This is a genomic window from Paraburkholderia sp. SSBN10T (genome assembly GCF_056619545.1).
On record NZ_JBWQQI010000020.1, the window covers coordinates 31,226 to 54,722 of the forward strand.

Genomic DNA, 23,497 nt, shown 5'->3' on the forward strand with positions numbered 1-23,497 from the left:
ATGTCCGGGTGAGCAGAAGCGCCGAAGCCTGCCTAATCTGCCGCTCCAAACGAAAACTCCTGATCGTGCGCCTGCACCGCGCCGAACTGCTGTGTCCTCAGCACGACATCGGCAATCTCGAACACCGACACTGCCTGCTTCAACTGCTGCGTCTGCTGGTGTAACGAGGCCGCGGCCGCGGCGGCTTGTTCGACGAGCGCGGCATTCTGCTGCGTCATCTCGTCCATCTGCACCACCGCCTGATTGACCTGCTCGATACCGGTGCTCTGTTCGAGCGACGACGCGCTGATCTCCGCCATCATCTGTGTCACACGTGAGATCGAGGCCGAAACGTTGCGCATTGCTTCGCCCGCGTGCTCGACGAGCGTCGAGCCGCCTTTGATCTCCGTGACCGACTCGCTGATCAACGTCTTGATCTCCTTGGCCGACTGCGCGCTGCGCTGGGCCAGCCCGCGCACTTCGCCCGCCACCACCGCGAAGCCGCGCCCCTGCTCGCCGGCACGCGCCGCTTCGACGGCCGCGTTCAGCGCGAGGATGTTGGTCTGGAACGCGATGCCGTCGATCACCGAGATGATTTCCGCAATCTTGTCCGAGCTTTGCGCGATCCCGTGCATTTTGTCGACCACCTGGTTGACCACCTCGGTGCCGCGCGCGGTGGCGTCCAAAGCGGTCTGCGCCAGCGCGTTGGCTTCGCGGGCATGATCCGCGTTCTGCCGCACCGTGGCCGTCAGCTCTTCCATGCTCGAAGCGGTCTCTTCCAGCGAGGCTGCCTGGTTCTCGGTGCGCGCCGACAAGTCGGCGTTGCCGGTAGCAATTTCGTCTGCGCCGAGGTGGATCGAATCGGCCGATTCGCGCACGGTCTTCACCGTGCGCGCGACGCTCGCCTGCATCCGCGCCAGCCCGGAAAACAGATGGCCGATTTCGTTGCTGCCGCGCGCGGCAATCGGCTGATCCAGCCGGCCTTGAGCAATCCGGTCGAAATGGCGGCCCGCTTCTTCAAGCGGCGCGACCACGCCGCGCTTGAGCGCTACGTACACTCCCACCGTGCCCGCCAGCAGCAACAGCAGGATCGCCACGCCGACGCTACGGAACAGCGCGAGACGGCTGTCGATCGAATCAAGCGAAGCCCGGCTCGCGGCGTCGCCGAACTGCACGAAGTTGTGCAACTCGGTCAGATAGGCGTCCTGGAACGATTGCGTCGGCTGGTCGAGGAAGGCCTGGATGTTGCCGGAGTCGAGATCCTGCGCCAGCTCGCCCAGCGCGGCGTGCAGCTTCTGATAGCGCTCGGCCAGCGCAGCGGCACGGGCGCTGTTTTCGTCGCTGATCTTGGGCGAGCTGTTAAAGGCGCTGAACGTCTGCTCCGCCACCGCCAACTGGTCGCGCGCATGCTGAACGATCTCGGTCGGCTCGGCGCCGCCCTTCACCATGCGCGTGCCGGCGCGCGACAGGTTGATGCGCGCGTCCATCAACGCCTGGGTGGTGCGATTCACCGCGTCGACCTGCTTCAACGCGACGTTCGACAAATCGCCAACGTCATCGTGGGTCCGCGTCAGCGACCAGAAACCCAACCCTTCCGTCACTAACTGCAGCAAGCAAAAAGCGGCCAGAACACACAACAGGCCGGATGCGACCTTGATCTTGCTAAACATCGTGAACACCTGAGTTGCATTGAATGACGGAGAGTGACGACGATGTTTACGGCAACGCCAACGTTCCCTTGAGCAAAACGCTGCGAAAAACCCTCTTACGTGCTCTTTCGTCGCGCAACGCATCTATTGACATTGTTTTACACAATAATCTGAGCGCCATTTTTGCGATTCACCTTGACGCGGCGCGTAAGCGCTTCCTAGAGTGGGTAGGGACGCCACCACGGGCATCGCCCCGAAGGATTCGACAATGACAGATCTACTGGACCGGGCACGCGGCGCACTCCATGCCCAGCCGTTCAGCGTGTTGCTTGGCGCTGAATTGATGCACACGAGCGCCTTTCGGGGCTGCGCCGACCATCAATAGCCTGTGTGTCACCTTGCCCGGTTCCAATAGGGTGACAAAAGTGGGCTCAGTGACAATCAAGAAAACCAGCAACGGCGACCGGTTTTTGGCACGCGTCAGGCGCCAGGGCCATGCGGGAATCAGCAAGACGTTTCACCTGAAGAAAGACGCTCAGAAATGGATACGGGCTCAGGAATCGGCCATTGAGAACGGCGCCGAACCAACGCATCAACCACGCCGAACCAACGGCGCCAAGCGGCCGGATTCAGGAGCCAGCCCTGTCGGCACGTTGGCCGATATCCTTCGAGAACGGGCAAAGACGGAAGACCAACGCCGCAGCGGCAAGATCGAACGCATCCTGATCACGCGATGGCTTACCCGTGACGAATACAGCGCGTGGAGACAGACGCCGCTCGATCGGCTCGACGCTGCGGCGGTCGTATGGTTCCGTGAGCATGAGACCAAGCGCGGAGTCATGCCGTCGACTGTCGCGCGCCAGCTTAATATCGTGCTCGCCACTATCAACGCGAGCCGCGAAGCCGGCTCACCGATCCGGGACATCAAGGTCAAGCGACCAAAGAGCCCGCCAGCCCGTGACACCATCGTCACGCCTGAACAGGAAGCTCAGTTGATCGACCGCGCAAGGCTCGACGGTAATCACGCCCTTGCTGACCTGATCGAGTGGCTTGTATGCACCGCCATGCGCAGCGGCGAAGCATGCGGGCTGCTTTGGCGAGACGTTGATATGGAAAGGCGCATTGCTCGTCTTCACGACGGGCACACGAAGACCGGTGTCGGCCGCGATGTTCCTCTAGGCAAGCGCGCCATGGCAATCCTTGAGCGGCTATCAACCGTCAAGCATGCGCCGGGTGATCCCGTTTTTAGTCTGAGCCGAGAACGACTGAAGCGAGGGTTTATCAGATTGCGCGACGCTGTTGGTGTTGACGCTCATTGCCACGATCTACGCGCAACGTGTCTTTCGAGACTGGCCACACAAGGATGGACGACGCAGAAGCTAAAGCTCGTGAGTGGACATGCAACGTCGAACATGCTCGACCGGTACGTGAGAATGCGCGCCGATCAGATTGTTGACGCGCTCCCCTGACACTCAATTTCCACTTATCCCGCACAGGGCCTATCCGCTTGTAACGGGCTTCCCTGTGCGGGCAGTGCGTCACCACATGTCAAAGAACCCGGCGTCTTTCTTCGACATGTTAGAACGCCCCCATACGGCCATAATCGCAGCGTCCGCGACGTTTGGAGATTTGATGCCGCGCCGTTTCAGATCGTCCTTACTCTCGACCTTGAACTTGCCGGCACTCTCGGCCCGCTTACACACGCTTAGTTCGATCTTCAGGCGCTCCAGAAGGTCTTTGGGAATGCTGGCCGAATCGATGCTGATCAGTTGCGACACGGGAACATCTCGGCGCCCATACTTCAGGGCGTAGTACGTCGAGCGCATGCACCTTGCAACGTGTGCCCACGCCTGAGCCTTCGCATTGAGCCAGGCTTGCTGATTGGTCTGTTCGAGCGATCCGAACGAGCCCGAAAAGCTACTGGCGATCTCGTCAGGATCAACTACCTTATCCCCCGCGTTAAACGGGCTCACCTTCATCCTTACGCCCTTCTCCTGGCCATAGCGCTCCAGTTCATTGCCGACCATGGCGCCAAGCCCGCACACGTCGAACAGCATCCGGGCGCCAGCAGCGTGCGCGGTGTTCCATGCACGGGCGCATGACTTTGGCATTTGACCTTGAGTTGCGCGCCATTCGTCGATACCCGTGATAATGCGACCGGTTTTCGTGACCGTTGCCGCGCTGTCTCCACCGTCGGACGGATCGAACCCTGTCACCGTATCGCCTTCCGACCAGTCGAATTCTGGCATCTTCAGGTGTGCGTCGATACATGCGAGCACGAAGCGCAACTGGATCACGGCGGACGAAGAGCCGGAACCCGGAACACCGCCATAGACGTGCAGCGCCACAGCGGGATCGCGGCTGTAGTTGTCCAGGATCACCTTGAGCGCTGTCGTGTTCAAAAATACATTGGATTCCCAATTTATCTCACTCACCATCCCGTCGGCTGGCTTGTTGACGATGAAGGTCTGATAGACGAAATCGGTAATCTCGCCGGGGTTGAGAACTAGACAGACCTTCGATCCCTTGCGGCGAATCGTCGGTTCGATAAGCTTCCATTGATCGGCCGTTAGATAGTGCGCCTCTTCAAGCCAAAGGATGTCTACGCCTTCAGTCGACTTGATCGAATCGACGTTCTTTTCGATACCATAAAACAGGAACTCGCTACCCGTGACCCTGTTTCGAATCGAAGTTTTCAGAATAACGAAGTCAGCGCGCCATGGTGAAGCTTCAATACGAGCCTTCAGCAGCGGATACACAGATTCGTTGATGTTCGCCTGAAACTGCCGGGCGCACATGATCTTGACGGTGTAATTCGCCGCGATCATCACGCACCAGCTTGCAAATTCCGTAGACTTCGAACTCGCCCGCCCCCCGTGAATCGTGATGCAGCGCGCCTTCGTGAACTCAAGAAACGACTCTTTCAGCGCTTCATTGAGCACGAACGGCGATTCGTTCGCGGGCTCGATACCAGCGTACGCGTTGGCGTTGATCAGTTCGGTGATCGCCAGCCGCTCATGTACTGCGGCCGGCACGGGATAGCCAAGCTCATCCGGGATCAGCCTGGCTAGTGCGGTCTGTCTCTTCATCTCTCAGGTAGTCCGTGTGCTGTTGGCTATGGGCTTCGAGCCTTGGTGCCAATGAGGTGCCATTTCTATCGACCGGCGCCAATCGACAGGATGTTTTCGAACCATTCCTGTGCGCGGCTGGCGATGCCGCGCCGGGCGTTGTGTTGATCGGTCGTCAGGATCGGATTACGTATAGCCATTCGCCGCGAGTACATTCCGCCGGGCTTCGTTGTGAGCGGTGCAATAGAGCCGGGCTCGTTGAACTCTCGCGGGTCTTGCATGACGCCTGGCAAAAAGCCGTCGCTGTACTGACGATCGCCCACGCTGTTGACGCTGTACTGACGGCCGTTTTCATCGGTCTGCACGCCAGCCTGTTCGACCTTCCACGTCTTACCCCTGCGCTTCAAGTCCGCGACACCTGACGTGAAGAAATCCGCGCCCGCGCCTGTAGCCTTTGCCGCGACACTGGACGCTGCACTCTTCACCGTTTCAATGACGCCTTTCGATGCCTGTTCCGTTGGTTCACGCTTGCCGAATTTAGCCATGATGTTTTCCTGTGTGTGGTCGTTCCACGTGGAACGTTTAGGATTACTTAGTCTTCACTATCGGCACACATGGCCGTGAAGTTGTCTGAAGTGAAATCGACATCAGTCAGACCCAGGTGATTCGCCAGCAACTCGGCAATGTACGGTTCCTGATCCAGGCCATTGCCTTGCGGACGAACCGGCACGGGCAACTGACCGAACAGCAGAACCCACATAACGGCGATTGACGCCGGCTCGTTGTCCGCCAAGTTCGATACAAAGGCTTGCAAGGGCTCCGGCGCTGCGTCGTATGCTTCGCTACTGGCAAGGCACGACGCGAGCACTGTGCGCTGTTCTGGCTTGAGCGCGCCTAGTTCCCTGGCCCATCGCTTCGCCAGTTGCTCACTACCGGACACCTCAGTTGCCAGCTTGATCAATGCGAACGGGTCATAGCGTCCGCCAGTGCGCAGATTGACACCCAAAAAGTCGAAGGCTTCAGGATGCGGGTCGTCCGTGCCGTACTGCTTGCCCAGGTCGACAAGGCTTGGCGTCACCATGCGATCGCCATTCGCGGCGATATGCAACGCGCGCAATGCTGCACGCTTGCCACGCTGCTTCGCGATCGTCTGGACGTGTGCCAGTACCTTTCCGTCGATCATTCGTCAAGCTCCAGCCCGGCCTTCTTCGCGAACTCCAGCAGCGTCGATTTCGACTTGCCCTTGTTCGGGTCTTCCTGTTCCTTGACGTAACCAAGAAGGGTGTTGATTTGCGCCACAGCAGCGATCCGATTTTTTGTCATTTGCGCTTCGTCGTCCGCAATGCTCGCGAGCACAAGCAGCGAACGGTTGCGCGGCCAGAAATCCGCAGACGACATGTTGGCGAGTATCTGGCGCTGGCGATACTGCACATATGGCGACCTGTCCAGAATGTCGAAGTTTTCGGCTGCGGTTTCCGGCCGATACCCCATGAGTCGCGCAATGCGATATGTCGACAGGCCTCGCGACCAGTACCCAAGGTACTCTTCGAAGAAATCCTTGTTTTCCTGCGTGACCCCGTCGAACCATGCCGGGGTAGGCAATGCGCTGACTTTTGACATGGTTTTCTCCATTAATCAGTAGTCCAAATTATACATTCCATACACACGGAACTTACCGGTCGTCAATAGGTATTTGGGGAATTCGGATTAGTGCCGCCTAAATACCCGCACTTCCCCATGTAGGTAGTCGCATTGGCTTGTGTGTTGGGTTCTTGCCGCGAGTGGCAATGCGGTGACAAACCCGCTCGCCGCGTGCCCTTTCGACGTGCCCGGCGCCCCTTAGATGTCGACGCGATAGGCGGGGCTGTAGCGGGCTGGTTCGTGTTGCCGCGTGCGTTGGCATTGCCGCGTGCCTTCTAACGGCGTGGCGGACAGGATTGCGAGCGGTGGATATAGCCGCGCCGTTCAGATTCGGTCGTGATCTAGCCGCGCCCATTGTTTGAGTCGGTGGACAAGGCCGCGAGTTACGGGTCAAACCATCACTTTTGCCCGTCACTTTCTGGAACCCTTATCTGACAAGGGTTTGCTAGGTTTTAGTTATGGAGTTATGAAGTTACAGGTAAAGATATAGACCTCAAGCACATTAGTAGCCCCTAGCCTATGGCAAGTTTCTGCCGTAACGTAACTTGTAACGTTTTTCTATCGGAGCCCCCGCCAGATAAGGCTCGCGGCAAAGTGACGGCATTTTCGGCAAGTGACCGTAACCCCCAAACCATCACTTTTTGCCGGTCAAATTGCGCGGCAAGCATGCAGAAACGAAAAAGGCCGCAGCAGATTCGCGGCGACCCGGCAACCAAAACGCGGCAACAATCACTCAGAATCCGCCGTTCGCCTCCCCCTTCCAGTTATATCCTAGCGCCTCAGTCTTGACAGCATCGGCAATCGAGGCCGGCGCTTGATGCTGCGACAGCTTGCCGTCGAGAAAGTCTTTAAACACAACGCCCTTGCATTGGTGTCCGATGCCGAACGCTAGCGCTCGCCGGTTATTGTTTAGCCGCGCTTCGACCGCGCCAAGACTTTTCCCCCACGCCAGAAACTTTGTGCGGGCCGGATTGATCATCGTTTTTGCCTTCCCGGCCGACTTTTCGAGCGCATTGATGAATTCGTCGACATACACGACCACGCACGCCGGGAACTCTTCGACAGTCACATTTCGTTTGTCAATCTGAACAACGCCCTTGCCGCTTTTCCTGTAGGTGAATGGAACGTCTTTCAAGGCGACAGCCGCGAAGTTGTCATAGACGACATCCTCAACCGTGCCGCGACCGACCTCTTTCAAGCGTGCCGCATTCTCCGAAACAGAATCGATAACGCGACTCACGAAAGCGTCATAGCCTTTCTCGCCGCCCATTTCACTGATCGTCGCGTCGCACTCAAGCATGATTTGCCAGAGGGTTTCGCTAAACCCGGTGAAATCGGCCGTCGACTTCCCTTCAGTGTATTCGGGCTGTCCATCGGGACCCCACAAAGGTTCGCCGTTTTCATCATGCGCCTGGAAGCATACAAAGGGGTGAAAGCGTCGCTCGCCCGTATCGTCACGAAAGATACCGGCCATCCGATTTCCATCTAGACATGGAATCCATTGACGAAGCTGGGTAATCTGGTTCTCATGCTTGAAGTGCATGCGGTCTGAGCCGCGCGTGACGAACTCTTTCGTCTTCGAAAGATCACTGTTCGTAAGACCTACCATTTCCGAAACGGATGCAATGATGCTTTCGCCAGTCACAGCACGCAAGAAATCGTTTCGATCTCCTGCCAGATTCAACAGAACAGGTTCCGCGTCGGCATTACCGGTAAGCGTGCGGCAAATGAGCGTCTGAAACCATGTCTTGCCACATTTTTGCGGCCCGACGAAAGAGCTAACGATCGGTGCCTGACAGCCGGGTTTCATGATTCGCATGAACAGTGACAGTGCTAGGTATTTCGACGCGTCCTTATTGACCTCTGAGGGAGTGCATTTGAAAAGGTCAATAATCCACGTCTCCAGCCGCTTGATGCCGTCCCATGTGCGCGCAGCCATTTCGCTTTTGACGAACTCGGTAAGATCATTCCATTCGTTGAGCAATGCCCACTCGCGCAAGGCTTCGCGCGCACCTTTGGCCGATACGCCACTAAGACCGGCCGCGCTGAACGAGTCAATCCAGTCGGCAACCGGGTAATCCATGTCGACTACGTGATTCTGATGGTCGACGATGCGCCCCCTGAAGGTGTCCTTATGTGGCCGGTTCGGGGTCGCAGCGGCTTTCAGGAACCGGCCATTGAACATCAAGTCGACCGCCCGCGCCGGGTCCTTGCATGCCTGCTTCAAGTCCGAACGATTGAGTCCGAACAGGGTATCGAGAACCGCATTCTTGTTGCCATCGGTCATCAACGCCTGAGCGATAAATTGATCGCCCTGGCGCACCTTTTTGATATTCGGAAACCGCACGTCACCCGCGATGATCCGGCCGCGCTCCACAATGTCGACGACCTTCGTTGCCTCTTCGACGCGATCTTCGCGCTCACCAGCCGCAACAGCACGCGCCGCCTTCTGTATTTCTGCAACCTCGTTTGCGGCTTCAGAAAATACCTGCGATTCGTTTTCAAATTCATTGGCCGTCGCTTCAATCTGCGCTTTCGTGCGACGCGCACGGGCCTTGACGCCTTCAGCGGCTTTCGCTGCGGCTTCTCCGGTGAGCGGAGGAGTCTTGATCCTGGGGGCGCGTTTAGACATGGCTGCCTCCGATCGCCGCAGCGTTTAGGAGTGCAACATAATTCACAATTTTGCGCTTGCATGCGCGAGAGGAAAAGGGCAAGATAAAGACCTCAAGACATTTTGGCTCGACGGCGTTAGCAGCGCTTAGTCGGGCCATTTTTTTGGCAACTACGGTCACCCACCGTAGCGCGATCACCCGACCGCACCAGCACTAAACCGCCGGTCTTTCTTGAGGTTCGACGAATGTCGACAGTGAATTCTACAGCGAGCCGCTCAGTCCATTAATCCAAACATCGCGTCGCGAAATCTTCGAAAATACACCGTATCAGCATCAAATATTTCTGATCGGAAACACGCTTTCACACACACTCAAACGTCGCGGCAACGCCCGTCTGTGTACCTCTTCGTACGGAATCCGTTTCATCGTGACGCCCCCTTCGTATTGTTCGCAACGTCGCACGCGAGCGACAACGTACTGTCGTTTCCGTTGCCGACAAGGTCACTAAACAGTTTCGAGAGGTCCGCATCTTCACCAACCTTGCGGCCATCATCAGAATAGAAGGCGTTCGACTCGACCCTGTACTGAACCTGATCGTCGCACTTCAGGCGATAGGTCGTGATCATGCTGTAGACCAAATCCGCTGAGTTATCGGAGCGATTCAAGGCGCTGTTGCCGTCGCTGTACGACGTGCGTACGGTCGCCGTAACGGTGCCGTCGCTGTTGCGCGTCAGGTGTTTTGTGTCGAGCGCCTTTGTCGTCACGGCGTTGCCTTTGCCGGTCACAGGGTCACCGTAGGTCTGATATGTCTCGAACCATTCCGGCCTTACCTCTGCGGCTTCGCGCCGTGCGTTGACCTCGTTTTTACTTCCCTGCAATACCGCAGCGGTAAGGCCGACGAACACCGTCGCGAGCACGGCGACAGTAATCAGGCTATTAATCAGTTTCATTGCGACACCCCTTCCCGCCGGTCTGCTGAAGCATAATCCTTCAGGGCTTTTTCGACGCGGCTGTCCGTGATCCCCTTGAACCCAATCACCGAAAGCGCGCGAAGGTATGCGCGAGAATCGTACAGACTGTCGATCGCGACGCCCCTATGGTCGATATGCTTGTCGCGTGCCACGTCAAAGTAAGGCCGGTTCGCGAAGCCTTCGAAAATCGCTTCGAGCGCAATGTCCAGGTTCTCGCTGTTGATCTTCGGAATCATGGCTGCGCCTTCATACGGATTCTTGCGCATGCTTTCGAACGTGACCTTGTCGTAAAGCTGTTTTGCGCGCTCGACGATATCGGTCAGTGTCTTGGTCGTCGCAACTTCAGCTTCGACCGATGCACCGATCGCGCCGCGCCCACGCTTCAAGTCTTTGGGTACGTTCAGGCCTTCAGGCAGCCCGCCAGTGCGGACGACGTGCAGTACCAGTGTTCGGATTACCAGCGACGGCGTCAAGCCGCCAATGCCCCAAAGCGCGTCGCTGAATTGCCGGCTCATACCGGCGGGTACGGCAGCGGAAACAGTATCTTTCTTTGCTGTCATTTGGTTAGCTCCGTTTGTTCACAAGGTGCGCGGCGAGGGTCAAACAGTCGTACGTGACGGGGTAGCGCTGGCCCTTCGCCTTTTGTGCCGTCGATTTTCGTCGAGTGCTGGCGCTAGTTTACCGGCCTATCGGTCAATCCTTAACCCGAAAACCAAGATCAGAAGCCGCGCTGTCGTCCCGAACCCTTACGCTACAAGTCACCAACCCGCAATCGCCGGTTCCCGATCTTTTCTGAAACGTTCCAACGCATACCGAAAACACCCATGCGTCTGGTCAAGGCCGGCTATTCCACACTAATCCAAAAATCTGGAATTCGTCTTAGCAGGTGATCTAAAAACACGCCTTCCGTGTTTAAATCTCAATCAAGCGATGCACAACCAAACACGTGTCGGCGTTTAAATCAAAAATTTAAGGAATCCAAAATGCTTCTCTCAATCAAACTCCAGGGGCACGAAGTATCGTTCACGGCTGAAGAGGTAGCTGCAAACCTCGAACACAGCATTTTGAACAAACAGCAGTTGCTTACCGTCGTCGCGGCTGTTGTCACGGGCTTCTCCGATACCGCAGCCGGTGCATTGATCAACGGTGTTAGCGGGCATCCCGGCGCGCTCGCAAAAGTGATCGAACTGCTCCGTCAAAGCGAAGCATTCGCCGCGCTCGCTGAATCGGTCGTCGAAGCGATCGGCGAAAAGGCTGTACGCGTCGCCTGGGATCGTCAGAAGGAAGCCAACGCGGCGCCTGTACGTGACACGCTCATGGCGGTGCATACGAAGCTTGTCGAACTCGCCGCCGCGACGCCATATTCGGAATACAAGAGGACGTCGGCCAAACGTCGCTTCGCGTCCCTGATCGAATCTAAGCGCCCGCAAGGCAACGCGCCCAGGTATGCCGCGTTCGACAACATCTCGCGCTAAGGTAACCGACCGTGACCGACGAGATCAAGCTTTTGCGGCTTGTCATTTCGTGCTCGACGCCGGGATCGACGCACGACGGCCGGCTGACATTCACGTATCAAACGCTGAAGGATTCGGCCGCGTCGATCGGTGTCGAACTCGCGAGCGCAAAGCGTGTTTTCGCTGCGATGCGTGAGATGGGTTTCGAAGAGGCCAAGGGCGGCGAGGTTGTGCGGTACTCAATCTCGCTGCGCAGACTGATCATGATTATTGTGCCGGTGGCGCAGGAGTTGCTGGCTGAATATGAGGCATCAAAATGAACGAATCTCTTACCTCTGTTTTCAAGGGTCCGTCCGACAGCTTCGACGACATGCGCTGCCTTGTGCGCTCGACGGTCGTTTCTCTCAACAAGCTATGCCAGGCGATTCTCGTTTCGACCATGAACCCAAGTCTGAACAAGTACGGGTACGTGGTTTACGCTCTGTCATACGACCTAACCAGTCGCGACGTTCCCTTCTACGTCAAAGCGAACGGTGCGCCCGCTGCATAAACGTTAGCGTTTTTCTTCTCTAGTCAACGCGGTGCGGTGATGAAGCCGCCCAACCCTCAACAATATAGGAGTGCTACCAGATGACCATCATTCAAAACCGTTCGATCATGACCAAAGACGTCGCGAACCCGTCGACTGTCGGCATCCGCACCGTTGCACCTTCGACGACCGGCATGCAGAGCGGTAAGCCGCACGCCGCGAGCACTCCACGCCCGGCGAAGAGCACGACCGAAAAAGGTGAGAAGTTCAGTGGCAAACTCAGTGGCAAACGACTGAAGTCTGCTATTGGCGACTGGCTTAAATCGGCCCGCGCAACGAGCGATGCACTGAACGCCAGTCTGAAAACACTCGAAGCTGCGCAAGATGCCGGCAACGATGCGATCGCGGCGATCTCCGAGCAGCTTTGCCAGGCGTTGGTCGACCAGCTCATAAGCCTCGTTTCGGGCGCCCAGGACCTCGCGGGGATGGTGCAAGGTGAGCAGTCGACCGATGCAACGGCCGGTCAACCGGACGGCGAAGGTGTCGTCGAGACGAACACGGGTGAGGTTCCGCGCGAAAACGGGTCGGCCGGTGCGTTGGATGCCGGCCAGACCGTCGTTATGGATCACGTCGGCAAGGTGTCGCTCGCAGCCCCCGGCACGTTCGAAAACCCGTACGTTGTCGACGGCCTTCGCGTGGAAGCGACACGCAAACGTGCGGCCGCAGTCCTCGCCGCCCGCAATCCGGCGCGCGTTCTTATCGGAATGGATGACGAACCGCTCACGGACATGAACGACCCGCGCCTGTCGTGGAATCAGCGCGCACGGTAAATCGACACTCGCGGCTGTCAGTACGAAGCGGCGCCAGACACCCAACACGACCATGACAAAGATCAGCCTGAAGGCCCGCATTATCGTAAATGACTGCGACAGGGGTCGTTTTGGCGGGCGCGAATTTGAGTTACCTATCGGCACTCTGGTCGACTCGCAGTTGCCGAACGAGGAAATTGCGAAGCGCGTCGCAGCGCTGTTAAAGAGTTATTTCGCTGAATTGCCGCTGTCGATTGACTGACAGACATACATCTAAATATTTTCGGATTCCTAACGTAATGACAAATTCCCTTTCACGCCGCAGCGCCACGCTGTACACGCTACTTCGCGCAACGCTTCACAGGTCGGCCGAAATTGTCGAGTACGTTCCGTTGAACGACGTCACGTTCTTTCAGCACTCAATCCGTGAAAAATCGCCGGGGCGGGGGACCGAAGGCAAGCTGGTTTCATACAGTGGGCATTTCGTGGAGGGCCACTCCCGCATACAGTCGCCGTTCTATATCGCCTTTGCCGGTTCGCGTCAGGTTTCGGGTCTTCATAACCGGATGGCCGTGACCGGTGCCGTGAGTCTCGAAAACCAGTTGCGCGCAATGATGGCGATTCTTGGTCACCTGGTAGCACGGGGCGATCTTCCCCGATCCTCGTTCGACGAAAGCGTGCGGCTTGCGGTCGAATCAAAAATGGGCCAGCGTCATGACCTGCCAGGGGCCGCCGCAGGATTCCACGCATGGGCGGCAAATCTCATCCAACGATCGCCCCTCGACCCCGACGAAAAGCAGCAGTCGCTTGTCGAGCTTCTGTCGTGGGACGCTCCGGGATCGGAACGGGTCGCCGCATGATCGAGCGGCACGACAACGAACAGGGCGGGCCACAACTTCCGTTGACTATCGTTCACGATGCTATCCAGGTGCTAATGCTGGCATAGTCCATGTTCCGTGTGTGGTCGGCCAGCACGGCGCTCTTCAATCACCTGAGACCCAAGTTCAAGAGGAACCTGAAATGATCGATGCCGAACAATCCGAACGCGATAAGGCCGAGATGCTGCCGTTGGTACGTGAGTCGCTTCAACGAGTGGTCGCCGGGGATGCACTGTCCGCTAACCTTCGCGTGATGGCCTTGCGTATGTTGCGTGGCGAAGACATCACGAAAACGGCGTTGCGCTCGATGCGGCCTACGGCCGAAGAGATTTCCGAGTGTGACGCCGAGAACAAGAAGGCGTCGCTCGCGATACTCGGCACGAGGCGTCGACACTAATCTGTGCCATTCACGGGAACCGTATCGCGCGGACTTCCTCGCAAGCTCCATCGAGGCCAGGAAACAGCGATCCTGCCGTAATCCCCATTAAGCGCAAATCGTCTAGCGCCGCAACCGCTTCGCTAATCGGGATGTCGAACGCCTCAAGAAATGGCCGATTGAAATTCTTCTCGACCGTGGCGATGTAGCTTTCAACGTCATCCATGCTTGTCACACTGGAGAGGGCATGCTGCGGGATAACACGCGGATTGTTTTGTGTTTGGAACTCCAGGAACGAAAGGTTGCTGCGAGGCGTTGCGAGCAACGGTATCGGTTCGATAGTCGTAGTCCAAGCCTCATGGTCAAGTTTGTAGATTCGTACGCATCCGCTACTGCTCGAATCGGCGCGACTGTGGTGTCTGAACGCGAAGAAGGCAGATACGAATGGCGAGAACGACCAATCCAACAATGGAGTGGGGTAGCCGTGATGTTGCAGCAAATGGAGGAACGCGCCGCGCCCATCGTTCGAAATTATGTCGAGGGGTTGGGAAAGCGCACCGCTCAATCGACGATACATCATCTGTACGTCTTGCTGGGAATAGCGATAGAGTTCCGCGCGCCCCTCTCGATGAAACAGGGATCGTAGCGGCCAGAGCGAGTTCGAATGACCTCTGAAAATATACTTGCGGTATGGTAAGTCGAAAAAGCGATGCTTGATTTCTTTCCAACTCAATACCGGCGCAATCACGCGGCTCTCTTGGTGCTTGCCCATGCGATGAACGATGGCATGCCCTGCAAAACCCAAGTCACTCGTAAACGACAACCGCATGCGGTCTTGATTCCAGTCGCCTTCGATATAGACGCGTCTTGTCAGCGAGTGCGGGGTTTTCGTGGCATTTGACACAGCCAGGCTGGCGTCAACGAACGGATACGGAACGTCAGGTTGTCCGGTAAACGCTTGCAAGTTTCCTTCAGTAGTGAACGGGTTCTGGTCTGCTGGCACGCGAATGGGAATCACCGCGCCAAACGCGGGCTGGCCGATGCTTACGATGGGCCAGTGAATCACAAGCCCCTCATACGCATCGCCAACGCGGTCTAAATTGATTACCAGATTAGCGTCCTTGCCTTGCCCGGTCGCATGTTTGATGCCTAGCCATTGTCCATTCATTTTCCGCTTTCCTAGCGTCGGCTCTCACCGACAATTCTAGCGTTTGGTTTACCGCTCTGCTGCTATGCGCCGTTACCAGTGAAATTGGACGGTGTGAGACACGTATCGACCGACTGTCGCTCTAAGTTTTTTGAAGGGTCGCAATAACTGTGCGTCTTTCCACTGAGGGTCCAGGCCAAGAATTGAATTCAAGGGACGCTGCAAGCCATCGGGAGTGAGGCCCAAAAAGAACCTGATACCACGGAATTCGAAGAACCCGCCAACGACACGCGTGCTATCGCCCGTCAAAAACGGGGTGAATTTAACGACGTCTTCCATGGTTAAGTCCATCCCTGTATTGACGGCAACGTACATTCCCGCTTGGCCTGGAAAGGATTCTAGGCCGTAGCAAATCTCAACTAGGTCTATCGGAGCAACGCCGGGTTCAGTGCCATGTATGCCAATGAGATATTCGCTTTCACAGGTCAGGTTCAGAAGCGTCTTAAGAAACCAGCGTTCTAATAACTTGGCATTGAGATGAAATCGTTCGGCCTTTACCAGCGTGTTCGGAGCCAGCTTTGCTCTTTCGTTAGCCAGTTTCGTTTGTTCACGAAGAACGTCGAATGCTTCGCCAGCGGCAGTATCCAGAGGCGACAGTTGGCTGTTGTGCGCCCGACATAAAATCTTTTTAGTGAACGACTCTATACCTATCTCTTTGGGCTCGTCCTTACACCATGAAAATCCATGCACCTTGACTGCGTCTGAGAGAAAAAGGTTTTTGGAAACCATATGCTCACGCGATGATCCGCCGTCGCATCCTCCGATACAGCCTGCCCAGCATGTCGCCATTTTGTATCCCCGATTGTTTGATGATGATACGCTAGGGAGGCGGCGCGACGCGCTCGAATGTATGACCTATCGTCACTCACCGGCGCCGTGCCGTGAGCACGGCCTAAACGCTCCTATGCGGCAATTGGTTGCAAGCTCGGTATTCAGCCTACTGGCTCTTGTGGCAAGGCGGTGTCTCGACGTCAGATATCCTTAACCGAGAGGAAAGGCCCGAACTTTTCCGGGATCACTTCTAGCTGTTTCTGAAACCACTCCGTGATTTCTGTTACGCGATCGCCGTACTTCTTCCGCTGCTCGTCTGTGATCGTTGGGCGTTCCAGTGAGTGCAGTACGCCGTTCAACTTGGCTGCGTTCGCGCTTAGTTGCTCCAGATAGCCGGCTATCTCTTTGCTCAAGAGGAATCGTGCGCCGCGCGACTGGACCAAAAACTCTTCGTATGGAACGGAGGTCAGCTTGCCATTATCAATAATTGACACTGCAAAATTCATCGCCGCTTCATAGACCTCATAGCGCTTATCGAACCGGTCGAGTTTGAGCTTGTTTCGGTTTATGCGCACCTGCTGCCAAGCGATCCAGCCGCCCACCACCGCGATGATTGGAGACAGCGCAGCGGCGCTGGCCTGCACAACTGTTGTCCAGGTAGATTGCGGATCACCCGCCATTTGGTCCCCCGTATATGTTTCGACGAAGCCGGTCAGTCAACGTTACCTTCTATCCACGCGGAATGTTCTCCGTCCGCAATCCAAGTTAGCCGTTTTACGGCCGCGCGCTTCCAATAGTGAAGCATTGTGTAATCGACCTTAACGTCCATAACGAGCTTATGAATGGGGACGCCTGGATTTATGACGCGGCAGAGATGGTTCGACGTGCCGCGAGCGGCTATGTCGGGTTGCTGGGTGGGAATCCGAACTCCTACGTCATCCATCGTTGAGCCATTCATGAATTCCATGTGGCGGACAATGCAGTCCCACTCGACGTTTTCCAATGTTAACACTGCGCTATCGTTCTTCAGGGAAAGCGGGAACACGAACGGCGAGGAAGGATCGGAGCCGGTCAGGTGGATTTCCGGTGAGGCAAACAGAGCCTCACCGGCCCCTAGGACGGTTACGACCAACATGATATTGCGGATCGTTGGTGGCACCTTTCCCATGGCCGACAGGAAAGTCGAGAGCCGGTTTGCATGCGCCACAGTCGTTATCTGCGCGGGCTGGGGAGGCGGTGCACTTGCTTTGGGCTTCTGACGTCCCGCTCGACGATACGCTTTGCTTTTGGCGCGCTTGGGTCGCGACATCTTTTCTCCGTTACTTGGCCGCGTGGTCTGTCGATCATGATATCAGCGAGGGTCGTGCAACTGCCTATCGAGTCAGGCCGATTGAACTTATGGCCTCTGCCGCCGTGCTGTTCATTCGCGACCGCTCAGGGTTTACCCTATATACGAACTTTCGCGCCCGCGACTGCCCTATCATTGCCACCGCGCGGCACGTTAGGGCAAGGTGACAACTGAGTGACAATCGCCGCGTGTCACCAGGCTATTTTGGTACGGTAGATCAAGGCTTCGGGCTTGCTGATCACAGTCGGACCCCCTAGAGTGGGTAGGGACGCCACCACGGGCATCGCCCCGAAGGATTCGACAATGACAGATCTACTGGACCGGGCACGCGGCGCACTCCATGCCCAGCCGTTCAGCGTGTTGCTTGGCGCTGAATTGATGCACACGAGCGACAACGAACTGACGCTCTGCCTGCCGATCCGCGATGAACTGCGACAACAGCACGGCTTCGTCCACGGGGGTGTGATCAGTTATCTGGCCGACAATGCGCTCACCTTCGCCGGGGCGCTGGCGCTCGGGCCGCGGGTCGTCACGGGCGAATACAAGATCAACTATCTGCGGCCGGCGGTGAACGGCATGCTGGTGGCGCGGGCACGGGTCGTCTATGCCGGGCGGCACCAGGCGACCTGTCAGTGCAATATCTTCGTGATGGACGGCGATCGCGAGCGGCTCGTCGCCGTCGCGCAAGGGACGATCAACCGGATCGGCGACGGCGGGGAAACCGTGCCGACCAATTGACGCATTACTCCGCGGCGTAAGTCTTCTGCTGCTGCTCGCCGAGGCCTTCGATGCCGAGGCGAACCGTCTGACCCGGCTTCAGATACACCGGATTCGGCTTCACGCCCATACCGACGCCCGGCGGCGTGCCGGTCGAAATCACATCGCCCGGTTGCAGGCTCATGCATTGCGACAGATACGACACGAGTTTCGCGACGCTGAACACCATCGTCTTCGTGCTGCCGTTCTGATAGCGATGACCGTCCACTTCGAGCCACAGGTTCAGGTTCTGCGGATCGGCCACTTCATCGCGCGTCACCACCCACGGGCCGATCGGGCCGAAGGTGTCGAAGCCTTTGCCCTTGTCCCAGGTGCCGCCGCGCTCGATCTGCCATTCGCGCTCGGACACATCGTTGATCACGCAGTAACCGGCCACGTAATCGAGCGCGTTCGCTTCGTCGATGTACTTGGCCGGCTTGCCGATCACCACGCCCAGTTCGACTTCCCAGTCGGTCTTCTTCGAGCCGCGCGGAATCTCGATGTCGTCGTTCGGGCCGCTGACTGCGCTGTTCCACTTGTTGAACACCACCGGCTCGGTGGGCACGGGCAGGTTCGACTCCGCCGCGTGATCCGCGTAATTCAAGCCGATGCAGATGAACTTGCCGATCTTGCCGACGCACGGCCCGAGACGCGGATTGCCTTCGACCAGCGGCAGCGAAGCCGGATCGAGCGCGCGCAGTTGGGCGAGCGCGGCATCCGTCAGCGTGGCACCGTCGATATCGGCCACCACCTTCGACAGATCGCGAAGCTTGCCTTGCGCGTCGACCAAGCCGGGCTTTTCCTGACCTTTCGGTCCATAACGAAGCAGTTTCATCGTTGCACGTCCCTATGTATCCAGAGTGTTCAGTAAGAAAACAGGCGCGGCCCTGTGCGTGCACGCGCCCTGCAAGCGAGCCGCATCCGGCCGGCTAGTTCGACCAGCCGCCGTCGATCACATGCGCATGGCCCGTGGTGAAAGCCGACTCGTCGGAGGCGAGATACAGCGCCAGCGCAGCGATCTCTTCCGGCTTGCCGATGCGGCCCATCGGCTGGCGGGCGACGAAAGCCGCCTGCACCGCGTCGATGGTCGCGCCTTGCGCTTGAGCCTGTGCCGCAATCCGCTGTTCGAGCGACGGCGAAGCCACCGTGCCCGGGCAGATCGCGTTACAGCGTACACCACGTGTGATGAAGTCTGCAGCGACAGCCTTCGTCAAACCGATCACGGCCGCTTTCGAGGCGCCGTACACGAAACGGTTCGGCACGCCTTTCACGCTCGAAGCCGCCGACGACATATTGATGATCGAACCGCCGCCCTTTTCGAGCATGCCGGGCAAAAACGCGCGAATCGTGCGGTACATCGCTTTCGCGTTCAGATCGAAGGCGAAGTCCCAGTCTTCTTCGGTTGCTTCCAGAATCGAACCGGCGTGGACATAGCCCGCGCAGTTGAACAGCACGTCGATCGCACCCAGTTCGGCGGCGAGCGCGTTGATCGCAGCGCTGTCGCGCACGTCGAGCTTGCGCGCTTCGACCGGCTTGCCGGCGAGCGAATCGAGCTTGATATCGGTCGCAATCACGCGCGCCCCTTCACGTGCGAACAACTCTGCGGTAGCGAGACCGATACCTTGTCCGGCGGCGGTAATCAGGGCCGTCTTCCCGGCCAGTCTTTGTGTCATCTATGTCTCCAGTTGAAATGGCAGGTGAGTCGTACCGGAAATCGAGTGGCTTTCACAAGCGGTAGAACGCGGCAGCGTTGGCGCCGAACACCGCCTCGCGCTGCGCATCGGACAGTCCGGCGAGCAGGGTATGGGCCACCGAATGCCACAGCAGATAGTCGCCGTTCAGGTTGAGCACCGGCCAGTCGCTGCCCCACATCAAACGGGATGGGCCGAACGCCTGCAACAGATGATCGACGTACGGCTGCAAGGTCGCTTCGGTCCAGTCGAGCGGGGCTTCGGTGGCGAGCCCCGAGAGCTTGCAATGCACATGCGGCAAGCGCGCGAGGCGCGTGATGCCGTCCGCCCAGCTCTGCCAGCCGCCCTTGCCGTAACGGATGGGCGGTTTCGCGCCGTGATCGACGACGATCCGCAGCTTGGGAAAGCGCGTCGCGAACGTTTCGAAGGCGTCGACGTGGCGCGTGTAGATCAGCGCATCGAAGGCGAGGTCGTGCGCGATCAGTGCTTCGACGGCGGGCGCCAGATCGGGATTGGCGATCCAGGTGTCGTCGGGCAGGTCTTGCAGCATCGGCCGCAAGCCCTTGAATTTCGGGTCGCGTGCGAGTTCGGCGATCAAGGCGGGGGCATCGCGCAGCAGCATCGGCACCCATCCCACCACACCCGCAATCGACGCCTCACCCGCCGCCAGATCCAGCAAATAGCGGGTTTCCTCGACGCTCGGCGCCGCCTGCACCACCACCGTACGCTGTACGCCGGCCCGTTCGCGCAACGGAGCCAGGTCCGCGGGGCCGAAGGTCCGGTACAGCGTTTTCAGTTCGGGAGTGAGCCAGCCGTAATCGCCGCGAGCCGGGTCCCAGTAGTGCTGGTGGGCATCGATGTGCATGATCGGTCAATCCTCCGGCACGGGCGCTCGCAGATCCAGCAGGCCTCTATCGCGCAATGCCGTCCATAGTTCGGCAGGAATCGGGCGTTCGAACGACGCGACGTTCTCGCGCAACTCTGCAACGCTGCGCGCACCGGTCAGCACCGTTGCGACGGCCGGATGAGCATACGGAAACTGCAACGCCGCCGCGGCCAGCGGCACATCGTGCACGCGGCATACGGCGTCCAGCTTGGCCACGCGTTCGATCACCTCTTGCGGCGCGGCGCCGTAGTTGAACTTCAGATCGCCACGCACGCCGCGTGCCAGGATGCCCGAGTTAAACGCCCCGCCTAGCATGATGCCGACGCCGCGCGCTTCGCAGGCAGGCAGCAGGTCATCGAGCGTGGCCTGCTCCAGCAGTGTATAGCGACCGGCCAGCAGTGCGCAGTCGATATCGAAATCGGCCATCACTTCCAGAATCGCCGCGCCTTCGTTGACCCCAAGGCCCACGGCCTTCACGAGGCCCGTGGAGCGCAATTCGTCGAGCGCGCGAAAGCCGCCGCCTTCGGTCAGTTGCTTCCAGTAAAACGGATTTTTCTCGCCGTGCGTCACGCGGCCGATGTCGTGGATCAGCAGGATGTCGATCTCGACCATGCCCAGGCGCTGCTGGCTGTCCTCGAACGAGCGCAGGATGCCGTCGTGGGTGTAATCGTAGATCGCCTCGAACGGCAACGGATTCTGCCAGCCTTCGCTGCCGTCGTACGGTGTGGTGCGCGGCACAAACCGGCGGCCGGCCTTGGTGGACAGCACATATTGGTCGCGCGGGTAACGGCGGAGCGCATCGCCCAGCCGGTGTTCGGCCTTGGTATGGCCGTAGAGCGGTGCGGTATCGAAGTAGCGCACGCCCGCATCCCATGCGGCGGCGACCGTATCGAGCGCCTCCTCGTCCGACAGATCCTGATAGAGGCCGCCGAGCGGCGCGGTGCCGAGACCCAGCCCCGTCACCTGCAGCCCGCGCCGGCCGAGCGGGCGGCGCTTTGCGACTTTTGAATCAACTGCGCCTGTCATGCCGAAGTCTCCTAATGTTCATGCAGTGGCGCGCGTCGTCTTGCGGCGAGACCATACGTTCAGCGCAGTCAGCGACGCGGCCGCGATTCGCCGGGCGGTCTGACGCCGCCCATGCTGAGATGTTGTGGTGCGATAGTGCCATCGCACCACGGCGTCGATCAATGCGATGCGATCTCGACGACCCGCTGCGCCGGCGCCGCGCTCGACGGCAAGCACGCCGGGCCCACCGGTTCGAAGCTCTTGTACGTGAGAATAAACTCCTGGTGGCCAAGCGTCTCGGACTTCGATGCTGCGCCTTGCGCCACGGCCACCGTCTGCTCGAACACTTCGCGACCCACTTCTTCCAGCGTGCCGCGGCCCTCGAGAATCCGGCCCGCGTCGACATCCATGTCGCCGGCGAGATTGCGATAAGTGGCGGGATTCGCGCACACCTTGATCACCGGCGAGATCGCCGAGCCCACCACCGAACCGCGCCCAGTCGTGAACAGGATCACATGCGCACCGCAGGCGATCAGCTCGCCAATCTCCGCGTTGTCGCTGATGTTGGGAAAGCCGAAGCGCGGCTCGCCGTCCGGCACGACGTCGAGCAGATAGAGGCCGCCGGTGGGCGGGACATCGCCCGGTTTGATGATGCCGACAATCGGCGACGCCCCGCTCTTTGCATACGCGCCAAGCGACTTCTCTTCCTGGGTCGTCAGACCGCCGTCCGCATTGCCCACCGCAAAACTGCCGTGACCGAGAATCGAGTAATAACGCGCCGCCTTGGCCACGCATGCGACGATTTCATCGCCTAGCTCCGGCCGCGCCGCACGGGTTTTCATATGAAACTCGCAGCCGACCAGCTCACCCGTCTCTTCGAAAATGCAGGTTGCACCGGCATCGATCAGATGATCGAACGCGCGCCCCACGGCAGGATTCGCGGTGATGCCGCTGGTCCCGTCCGAGCCGCCGCAGATCGTGCCGATCACCAGTTCGTCGAGCGCCATCGGCACGCGCTGTTGCGCCGCCAGTTGCCGGCGCGCGCCGCGCACCCAGTCGACGCCGTATTGAATCGTGCTGCGCGTGCCGCCTTTTTCCTGGATCGTCAGCACTTCGACCGGCCGGCCGGTTGCCCGCACCACATCCACGAGATAGTGCTTGTTCATGCTCTCGCAGCCCAGCGACACGAACAGCACGGCGCCCACGTTCGGATGCGTCGTGAGCTGCTTGAGCATTTTCTCCGCATAGCTGTTCGGATAGCAGCCGGGAAAGCCAATCAGATGCACGGCCGGCTCGCGCTCGGCCGTAGGATCGTCAAACGCATCGAGCGGCTCGCGAAACTGTGTGACGATTTCCCGCGCCACGTGATGCGCGCATTCGACCAGATAGGCAACCGCGACCACATTGCGGATGCCCTTGCGGCCATCGCTGCGCAGATAGCCTTGCAGCGTCGTCGGCTGCGACCCGGCCAGTGAGGAAATCGTTGCTGCGGAAGTGTCGGTCATGATCGTTCCAGCGCGGCATCGCACCGCATCAATGATGCACAAATTCGTGGCCTGCGTCGTGGGTGTACGTCGGCAGGTAATCGCTTTCCAGGTTGTGGGTGTGCAGATGCTCGCCACGCGCGACGGCTTCGGTCACATGGCCGATGACCGCGCCGTAGCGCAGCACTTTGTCGTCCTTCGCCAGCGCGTCGCGCGCAACCTTGTGACCGAGGTCGATGGTCCTGGCGAGCGTGACGGCTTCGCCTTCGATCTCGACCACGGTGCCGGCTTCGAGCCGCGCCGCCGCAATCAGGCAGTTGTCCTGTGGACTCAGCAGGATCAGGCGGGCATCGGTATGCAGTGGGCTGCTCAAGATAGGTCTC

At 58.7% G+C, this 23,497-nt stretch carries 27 protein-coding genes and 1 pseudogene; 10 read left to right on the forward strand and 18 right to left on the reverse strand.

Going from position 1 to position 23,497, the window contains the following annotated elements; translation table 11 throughout:
• Nucleotides 1-32 precede the first annotated feature (32 nt).
• Entirely contained in the window at nt 33-1,649 is a 1,617-nt protein-coding gene (locus tag AC1ECK_RS26710) for a methyl-accepting chemotaxis protein (RefSeq protein WP_480324505.1), read from the reverse strand.
• 247 nt (nt 1,650-1,896) lie between these two features.
• On the opposite strand from AC1ECK_RS26710, the pseudogene AC1ECK_RS26715 reads away from it, so the two are divergent.
• A pseudogene (locus AC1ECK_RS26715) lies at nt 1,897-1,980 on the forward strand (PaaI family thioesterase); the annotation flags it as partial.
• 82 nt (nt 1,981-2,062) lie between these two features.
• A complete protein-coding gene (locus AC1ECK_RS26720) occupies nt 2,063-3,097 on the forward strand; it encodes a tyrosine-type recombinase/integrase (protein WP_480324507.1) in 1,035 nt (344 codons plus the stop codon).
• 69 nt (nt 3,098-3,166) lie between these two features.
• On the opposite strand, the gene AC1ECK_RS26725 is transcribed toward AC1ECK_RS26720, so the two are convergent.
• The 7 genes from AC1ECK_RS26725 to AC1ECK_RS26755 all read right to left on the reverse strand — a co-directional run bounded on the left by AC1ECK_RS26725 (nt 3,167) and on the right by AC1ECK_RS26755 (nt 10,480).
• Nucleotides 3,167-4,717, reverse strand: a complete 1,551-nt coding sequence (locus AC1ECK_RS26725) for a phage terminase large subunit (RefSeq protein WP_480324509.1) — start codon at nt 4,715-4,717, stop codon at nt 3,167-3,169.
• A gap of 65 nt (nt 4,718-4,782) precedes the next feature.
• Nucleotides 4,783-5,241, reverse strand: coding sequence for a hypothetical protein (locus AC1ECK_RS26730; protein WP_480324511.1), 459 nt, complete (start codon nt 5,239-5,241; stop codon nt 4,783-4,785).
• A 47-nt stretch (nt 5,242-5,288) separates the two neighbouring features.
• Nucleotides 5,289-5,879 carry a hypothetical protein gene (locus AC1ECK_RS26735; protein ID WP_480324513.1) on the reverse strand — a complete coding sequence of 197 codons (591 nt, stop codon included), beginning with the start codon at nt 5,877-5,879 and terminating at the stop codon, nt 5,289-5,291.
• Entirely contained in the window at nt 5,876-6,316 is a 441-nt protein-coding gene (locus AC1ECK_RS26740) for a hypothetical protein (RefSeq protein WP_480324515.1), read from the reverse strand. Before AC1ECK_RS26740 ends, AC1ECK_RS26735 begins: the two co-directional genes overlap by 4 nt.
• A 754-nt stretch (nt 6,317-7,070) precedes the next feature.
• Nucleotides 7,071-8,969 carry a VapE domain-containing protein gene (locus AC1ECK_RS26745; protein WP_480324517.1) on the reverse strand — a complete coding sequence of 633 codons (1,899 nt, stop codon included), beginning with the start codon at nt 8,967-8,969 and terminating at the stop codon, nt 7,071-7,073.
• 402 nt (nt 8,970-9,371) lie between these two features.
• A complete protein-coding gene (locus AC1ECK_RS26750) occupies nt 9,372-9,899 on the reverse strand; it encodes a hypothetical protein (RefSeq protein ID WP_480324519.1) in 528 nt (175 codons plus the stop codon).
• Nucleotides 9,896-10,480 carry a hypothetical protein gene (locus tag AC1ECK_RS26755; RefSeq protein ID WP_480324521.1) on the reverse strand — a complete coding sequence of 195 codons (585 nt, stop codon included), beginning with the start codon at nt 10,478-10,480 and terminating at the stop codon, nt 9,896-9,898. The genes AC1ECK_RS26750 and AC1ECK_RS26755 overlap by 4 nt, the downstream gene beginning before the upstream one ends.
• A 423-nt stretch (nt 10,481-10,903) precedes the next feature.
• On the opposite strand from AC1ECK_RS26755, the gene AC1ECK_RS26760 reads away from it, so the two are divergent.
• The 7 genes from AC1ECK_RS26760 to AC1ECK_RS26790 all read left to right on the forward strand — a co-directional run bounded on the left by AC1ECK_RS26760 (nt 10,904) and on the right by AC1ECK_RS26790 (nt 13,987).
• Complete coding sequence (locus tag AC1ECK_RS26760; RefSeq protein WP_480324523.1) at nt 10,904-11,395, forward strand: hypothetical protein; 492 nt, start codon at nt 10,904-10,906, stop codon at nt 11,393-11,395.
• A gap of 11 nt (nt 11,396-11,406) precedes the next feature.
• The gene (locus AC1ECK_RS26765) at nt 11,407-11,694 is read left to right on the forward strand and encodes a hypothetical protein (protein ID WP_480324525.1); all 288 of its coding nucleotides are present in this window, start codon (nt 11,407-11,409) and stop codon (nt 11,692-11,694) included.
• Entirely contained in the window at nt 11,691-11,924 is a 234-nt protein-coding gene (locus AC1ECK_RS26770) for a baseplate hub protein (protein ID WP_480324527.1), read from the forward strand. Before AC1ECK_RS26765 ends, AC1ECK_RS26770 begins: the two co-directional genes overlap by 4 nt.
• 80 nt (nt 11,925-12,004) lie before the next feature.
• A complete protein-coding gene (locus AC1ECK_RS26775) occupies nt 12,005-12,733 on the forward strand; it encodes a hypothetical protein (RefSeq protein ID WP_480324529.1) in 729 nt (242 codons plus the stop codon).
• A 52-nt stretch (nt 12,734-12,785) separates the two neighbouring features.
• Nucleotides 12,786-12,974, forward strand: a complete 189-nt coding sequence (locus AC1ECK_RS26780) for a hypothetical protein (RefSeq protein ID WP_480324531.1) — start codon at nt 12,786-12,788, stop codon at nt 12,972-12,974.
• A gap of 37 nt (nt 12,975-13,011) precedes the next feature.
• A complete protein-coding gene (locus AC1ECK_RS26785) occupies nt 13,012-13,572 on the forward strand; it encodes a hypothetical protein (protein ID WP_480324533.1) in 561 nt (186 codons plus the stop codon).
• Nucleotides 13,573-13,732: 160 nt separating this feature from the next.
• Nucleotides 13,733-13,987 carry a hypothetical protein gene (locus tag AC1ECK_RS26790; RefSeq protein WP_480324535.1) on the forward strand — a complete coding sequence of 85 codons (255 nt, stop codon included), beginning with the start codon at nt 13,733-13,735 and terminating at the stop codon, nt 13,985-13,987.
• Nucleotides 13,988-13,997: 10 nt separating this feature from the next.
• Here the strand turns inward: AC1ECK_RS26790 and AC1ECK_RS26795 are convergent, their stop codons facing one another.
• The 4 genes from AC1ECK_RS26795 to AC1ECK_RS26810 form a co-directional block, all read right to left on the reverse strand.
• Nucleotides 13,998-15,134, reverse strand: a complete 1,137-nt coding sequence (locus AC1ECK_RS26795) for an FRG domain-containing protein (RefSeq protein ID WP_480324537.1) — start codon at nt 15,132-15,134, stop codon at nt 13,998-14,000.
• Between the two features lie 72 nt (nt 15,135-15,206).
• Nucleotides 15,207-15,902 carry a hypothetical protein gene (locus tag AC1ECK_RS26800; protein WP_480324539.1) on the reverse strand — a complete coding sequence of 232 codons (696 nt, stop codon included), beginning with the start codon at nt 15,900-15,902 and terminating at the stop codon, nt 15,207-15,209.
• A 242-nt stretch (nt 15,903-16,144) separates the two neighbouring features.
• The gene (locus AC1ECK_RS26805; protein ID WP_480324541.1) at nt 16,145-16,624 is read right to left on the reverse strand and encodes a hypothetical protein; all 480 of its coding nucleotides are present in this window, start codon (nt 16,622-16,624) and stop codon (nt 16,145-16,147) included.
• 32 nt (nt 16,625-16,656) lie between these two features.
• A complete protein-coding gene (locus AC1ECK_RS26810; protein ID WP_480324543.1) occupies nt 16,657-17,253 on the reverse strand; it encodes a hypothetical protein in 597 nt (198 codons plus the stop codon).
• A gap of 342 nt (nt 17,254-17,595) precedes the next feature.
• Here AC1ECK_RS26810 and AC1ECK_RS26815 point away from each other — a divergent pair, with 342 nt between their 5' ends.
• Nucleotides 17,596-18,030, forward strand: a complete 435-nt coding sequence (locus tag AC1ECK_RS26815; RefSeq protein WP_480324545.1) for a PaaI family thioesterase — start codon at nt 17,596-17,598, stop codon at nt 18,028-18,030.
• 4 nt (nt 18,031-18,034) lie between these two features.
• Here the strand turns inward: AC1ECK_RS26815 and AC1ECK_RS26820 are convergent, their stop codons facing one another.
• From AC1ECK_RS26820 to AC1ECK_RS26845, 6 genes are all read right to left on the reverse strand, one after another.
• Nucleotides 18,035-18,883 (reverse strand): ureidoglycolate lyase, encoded by an 849-nt coding sequence (locus AC1ECK_RS26820; protein WP_480324547.1) that lies wholly within the window; start codon nt 18,881-18,883, stop codon nt 18,035-18,037.
• A 94-nt stretch (nt 18,884-18,977) separates the two neighbouring features.
• Nucleotides 18,978-19,721, reverse strand: coding sequence for an SDR family oxidoreductase (locus AC1ECK_RS26825; RefSeq protein WP_480324549.1), 744 nt, complete (start codon nt 19,719-19,721; stop codon nt 18,978-18,980).
• Nucleotides 19,722-19,773: 52 nt separating this feature from the next.
• Nucleotides 19,774-20,604, reverse strand: a complete 831-nt coding sequence (locus AC1ECK_RS26830) for an amidohydrolase family protein (RefSeq protein ID WP_480324551.1) — start codon at nt 20,602-20,604, stop codon at nt 19,774-19,776.
• 6 nt (nt 20,605-20,610) lie between these two features.
• Nucleotides 20,611-21,651 (reverse strand): aldo/keto reductase, encoded by a 1,041-nt coding sequence (locus AC1ECK_RS26835; RefSeq protein ID WP_480324553.1) that lies wholly within the window; start codon nt 21,649-21,651, stop codon nt 20,611-20,613.
• Nucleotides 21,652-21,809: 158 nt separating this feature from the next.
• Nucleotides 21,810-23,135 carry a UxaA family hydrolase gene (locus tag AC1ECK_RS26840; RefSeq protein ID WP_480324555.1) on the reverse strand — a complete coding sequence of 442 codons (1,326 nt, stop codon included), beginning with the start codon at nt 23,133-23,135 and terminating at the stop codon, nt 21,810-21,812.
• 28 nt (nt 23,136-23,163) lie between these two features.
• A complete protein-coding gene (locus AC1ECK_RS26845; RefSeq protein WP_480324557.1) occupies nt 23,164-23,487 on the reverse strand; it encodes a UxaA family hydrolase in 324 nt (107 codons plus the stop codon).
• Nucleotides 23,488-23,497 lie beyond the last annotated feature (10 nt).

Coding starts and splice junctions, on each gene's coding strand:
- AC1ECK_RS26710 (WP_480324505.1), bottom strand. CDS start 1,649: ATGTTTAGCAAGATCAAGGTCGCATCCGGCCTGTTGTGTGTTCTGGCC.
- AC1ECK_RS26725 (WP_480324509.1), bottom strand. CDS start 4,717: ATGAAGAGACAGACCGCACTAGCCAGGCTGATCCCGGATGAGCTTGGC.
- AC1ECK_RS26730 (WP_480324511.1), bottom strand. CDS start 5,241: ATGGCTAAATTCGGCAAGCGTGAACCAACGGAACAGGCATCGAAAGGC.
- AC1ECK_RS26735 (WP_480324513.1), bottom strand. CDS start 5,879: ATGATCGACGGAAAGGTACTGGCACACGTCCAGACGATCGCGAAGCAG.
- AC1ECK_RS26740 (WP_480324515.1), bottom strand. CDS start 6,316: ATGTCAAAAGTCAGCGCATTGCCTACCCCGGCATGGTTCGACGGGGTC.
- AC1ECK_RS26745 (WP_480324517.1), bottom strand. CDS start 8,969: ATGTCTAAACGCGCCCCCAGGATCAAGACTCCTCCGCTCACCGGAGAA.
- AC1ECK_RS26750 (WP_480324519.1), bottom strand. CDS start 9,899: ATGAAACTGATTAATAGCCTGATTACTGTCGCCGTGCTCGCGACGGTG.
- AC1ECK_RS26755 (WP_480324521.1), bottom strand. CDS start 10,480: ATGACAGCAAAGAAAGATACTGTTTCCGCTGCCGTACCCGCCGGTATG.
- AC1ECK_RS26760 (WP_480324523.1), top strand. CDS start 10,904: ATGCTTCTCTCAATCAAACTCCAGGGGCACGAAGTATCGTTCACGGCT.
- AC1ECK_RS26770 (WP_480324527.1), top strand. CDS start 11,691: ATGAACGAATCTCTTACCTCTGTTTTCAAGGGTCCGTCCGACAGCTTC.
- AC1ECK_RS26775 (WP_480324529.1), top strand. CDS start 12,005: ATGACCATCATTCAAAACCGTTCGATCATGACCAAAGACGTCGCGAAC.
- AC1ECK_RS26780 (WP_480324531.1), top strand. CDS start 12,786: ATGACAAAGATCAGCCTGAAGGCCCGCATTATCGTAAATGACTGCGAC.
- AC1ECK_RS26785 (WP_480324533.1), top strand. CDS start 13,012: ATGACAAATTCCCTTTCACGCCGCAGCGCCACGCTGTACACGCTACTT.
- AC1ECK_RS26790 (WP_480324535.1), top strand. CDS start 13,733: ATGATCGATGCCGAACAATCCGAACGCGATAAGGCCGAGATGCTGCCG.
- AC1ECK_RS26795 (WP_480324537.1), bottom strand. CDS start 15,134: ATGAATGGACAATGGCTAGGCATCAAACATGCGACCGGGCAAGGCAAG.
- AC1ECK_RS26800 (WP_480324539.1), bottom strand. CDS start 15,902: ATGGTTTCCAAAAACCTTTTTCTCTCAGACGCAGTCAAGGTGCATGGA.
- AC1ECK_RS26805 (WP_480324541.1), bottom strand. CDS start 16,624: ATGGCGGGTGATCCGCAATCTACCTGGACAACAGTTGTGCAGGCCAGC.
- AC1ECK_RS26810 (WP_480324543.1), bottom strand. CDS start 17,253: ATGTCGCGACCCAAGCGCGCCAAAAGCAAAGCGTATCGTCGAGCGGGA.
- AC1ECK_RS26815 (WP_480324545.1), top strand. CDS start 17,596: ATGACAGATCTACTGGACCGGGCACGCGGCGCACTCCATGCCCAGCCG.
- AC1ECK_RS26820 (WP_480324547.1), bottom strand. CDS start 18,883: ATGAAACTGCTTCGTTATGGACCGAAAGGTCAGGAAAAGCCCGGCTTG.
- AC1ECK_RS26825 (WP_480324549.1), bottom strand. CDS start 19,721: ATGACACAAAGACTGGCCGGGAAGACGGCCCTGATTACCGCCGCCGGA.
- AC1ECK_RS26830 (WP_480324551.1), bottom strand. CDS start 20,604: ATGCACATCGATGCCCACCAGCACTACTGGGACCCGGCTCGCGGCGAT.
- AC1ECK_RS26835 (WP_480324553.1), bottom strand. CDS start 21,651: ATGACAGGCGCAGTTGATTCAAAAGTCGCAAAGCGCCGCCCGCTCGGC.
- AC1ECK_RS26840 (WP_480324555.1), bottom strand. CDS start 23,135: ATGACCGACACTTCCGCAGCAACGATTTCCTCACTGGCCGGGTCGCAG.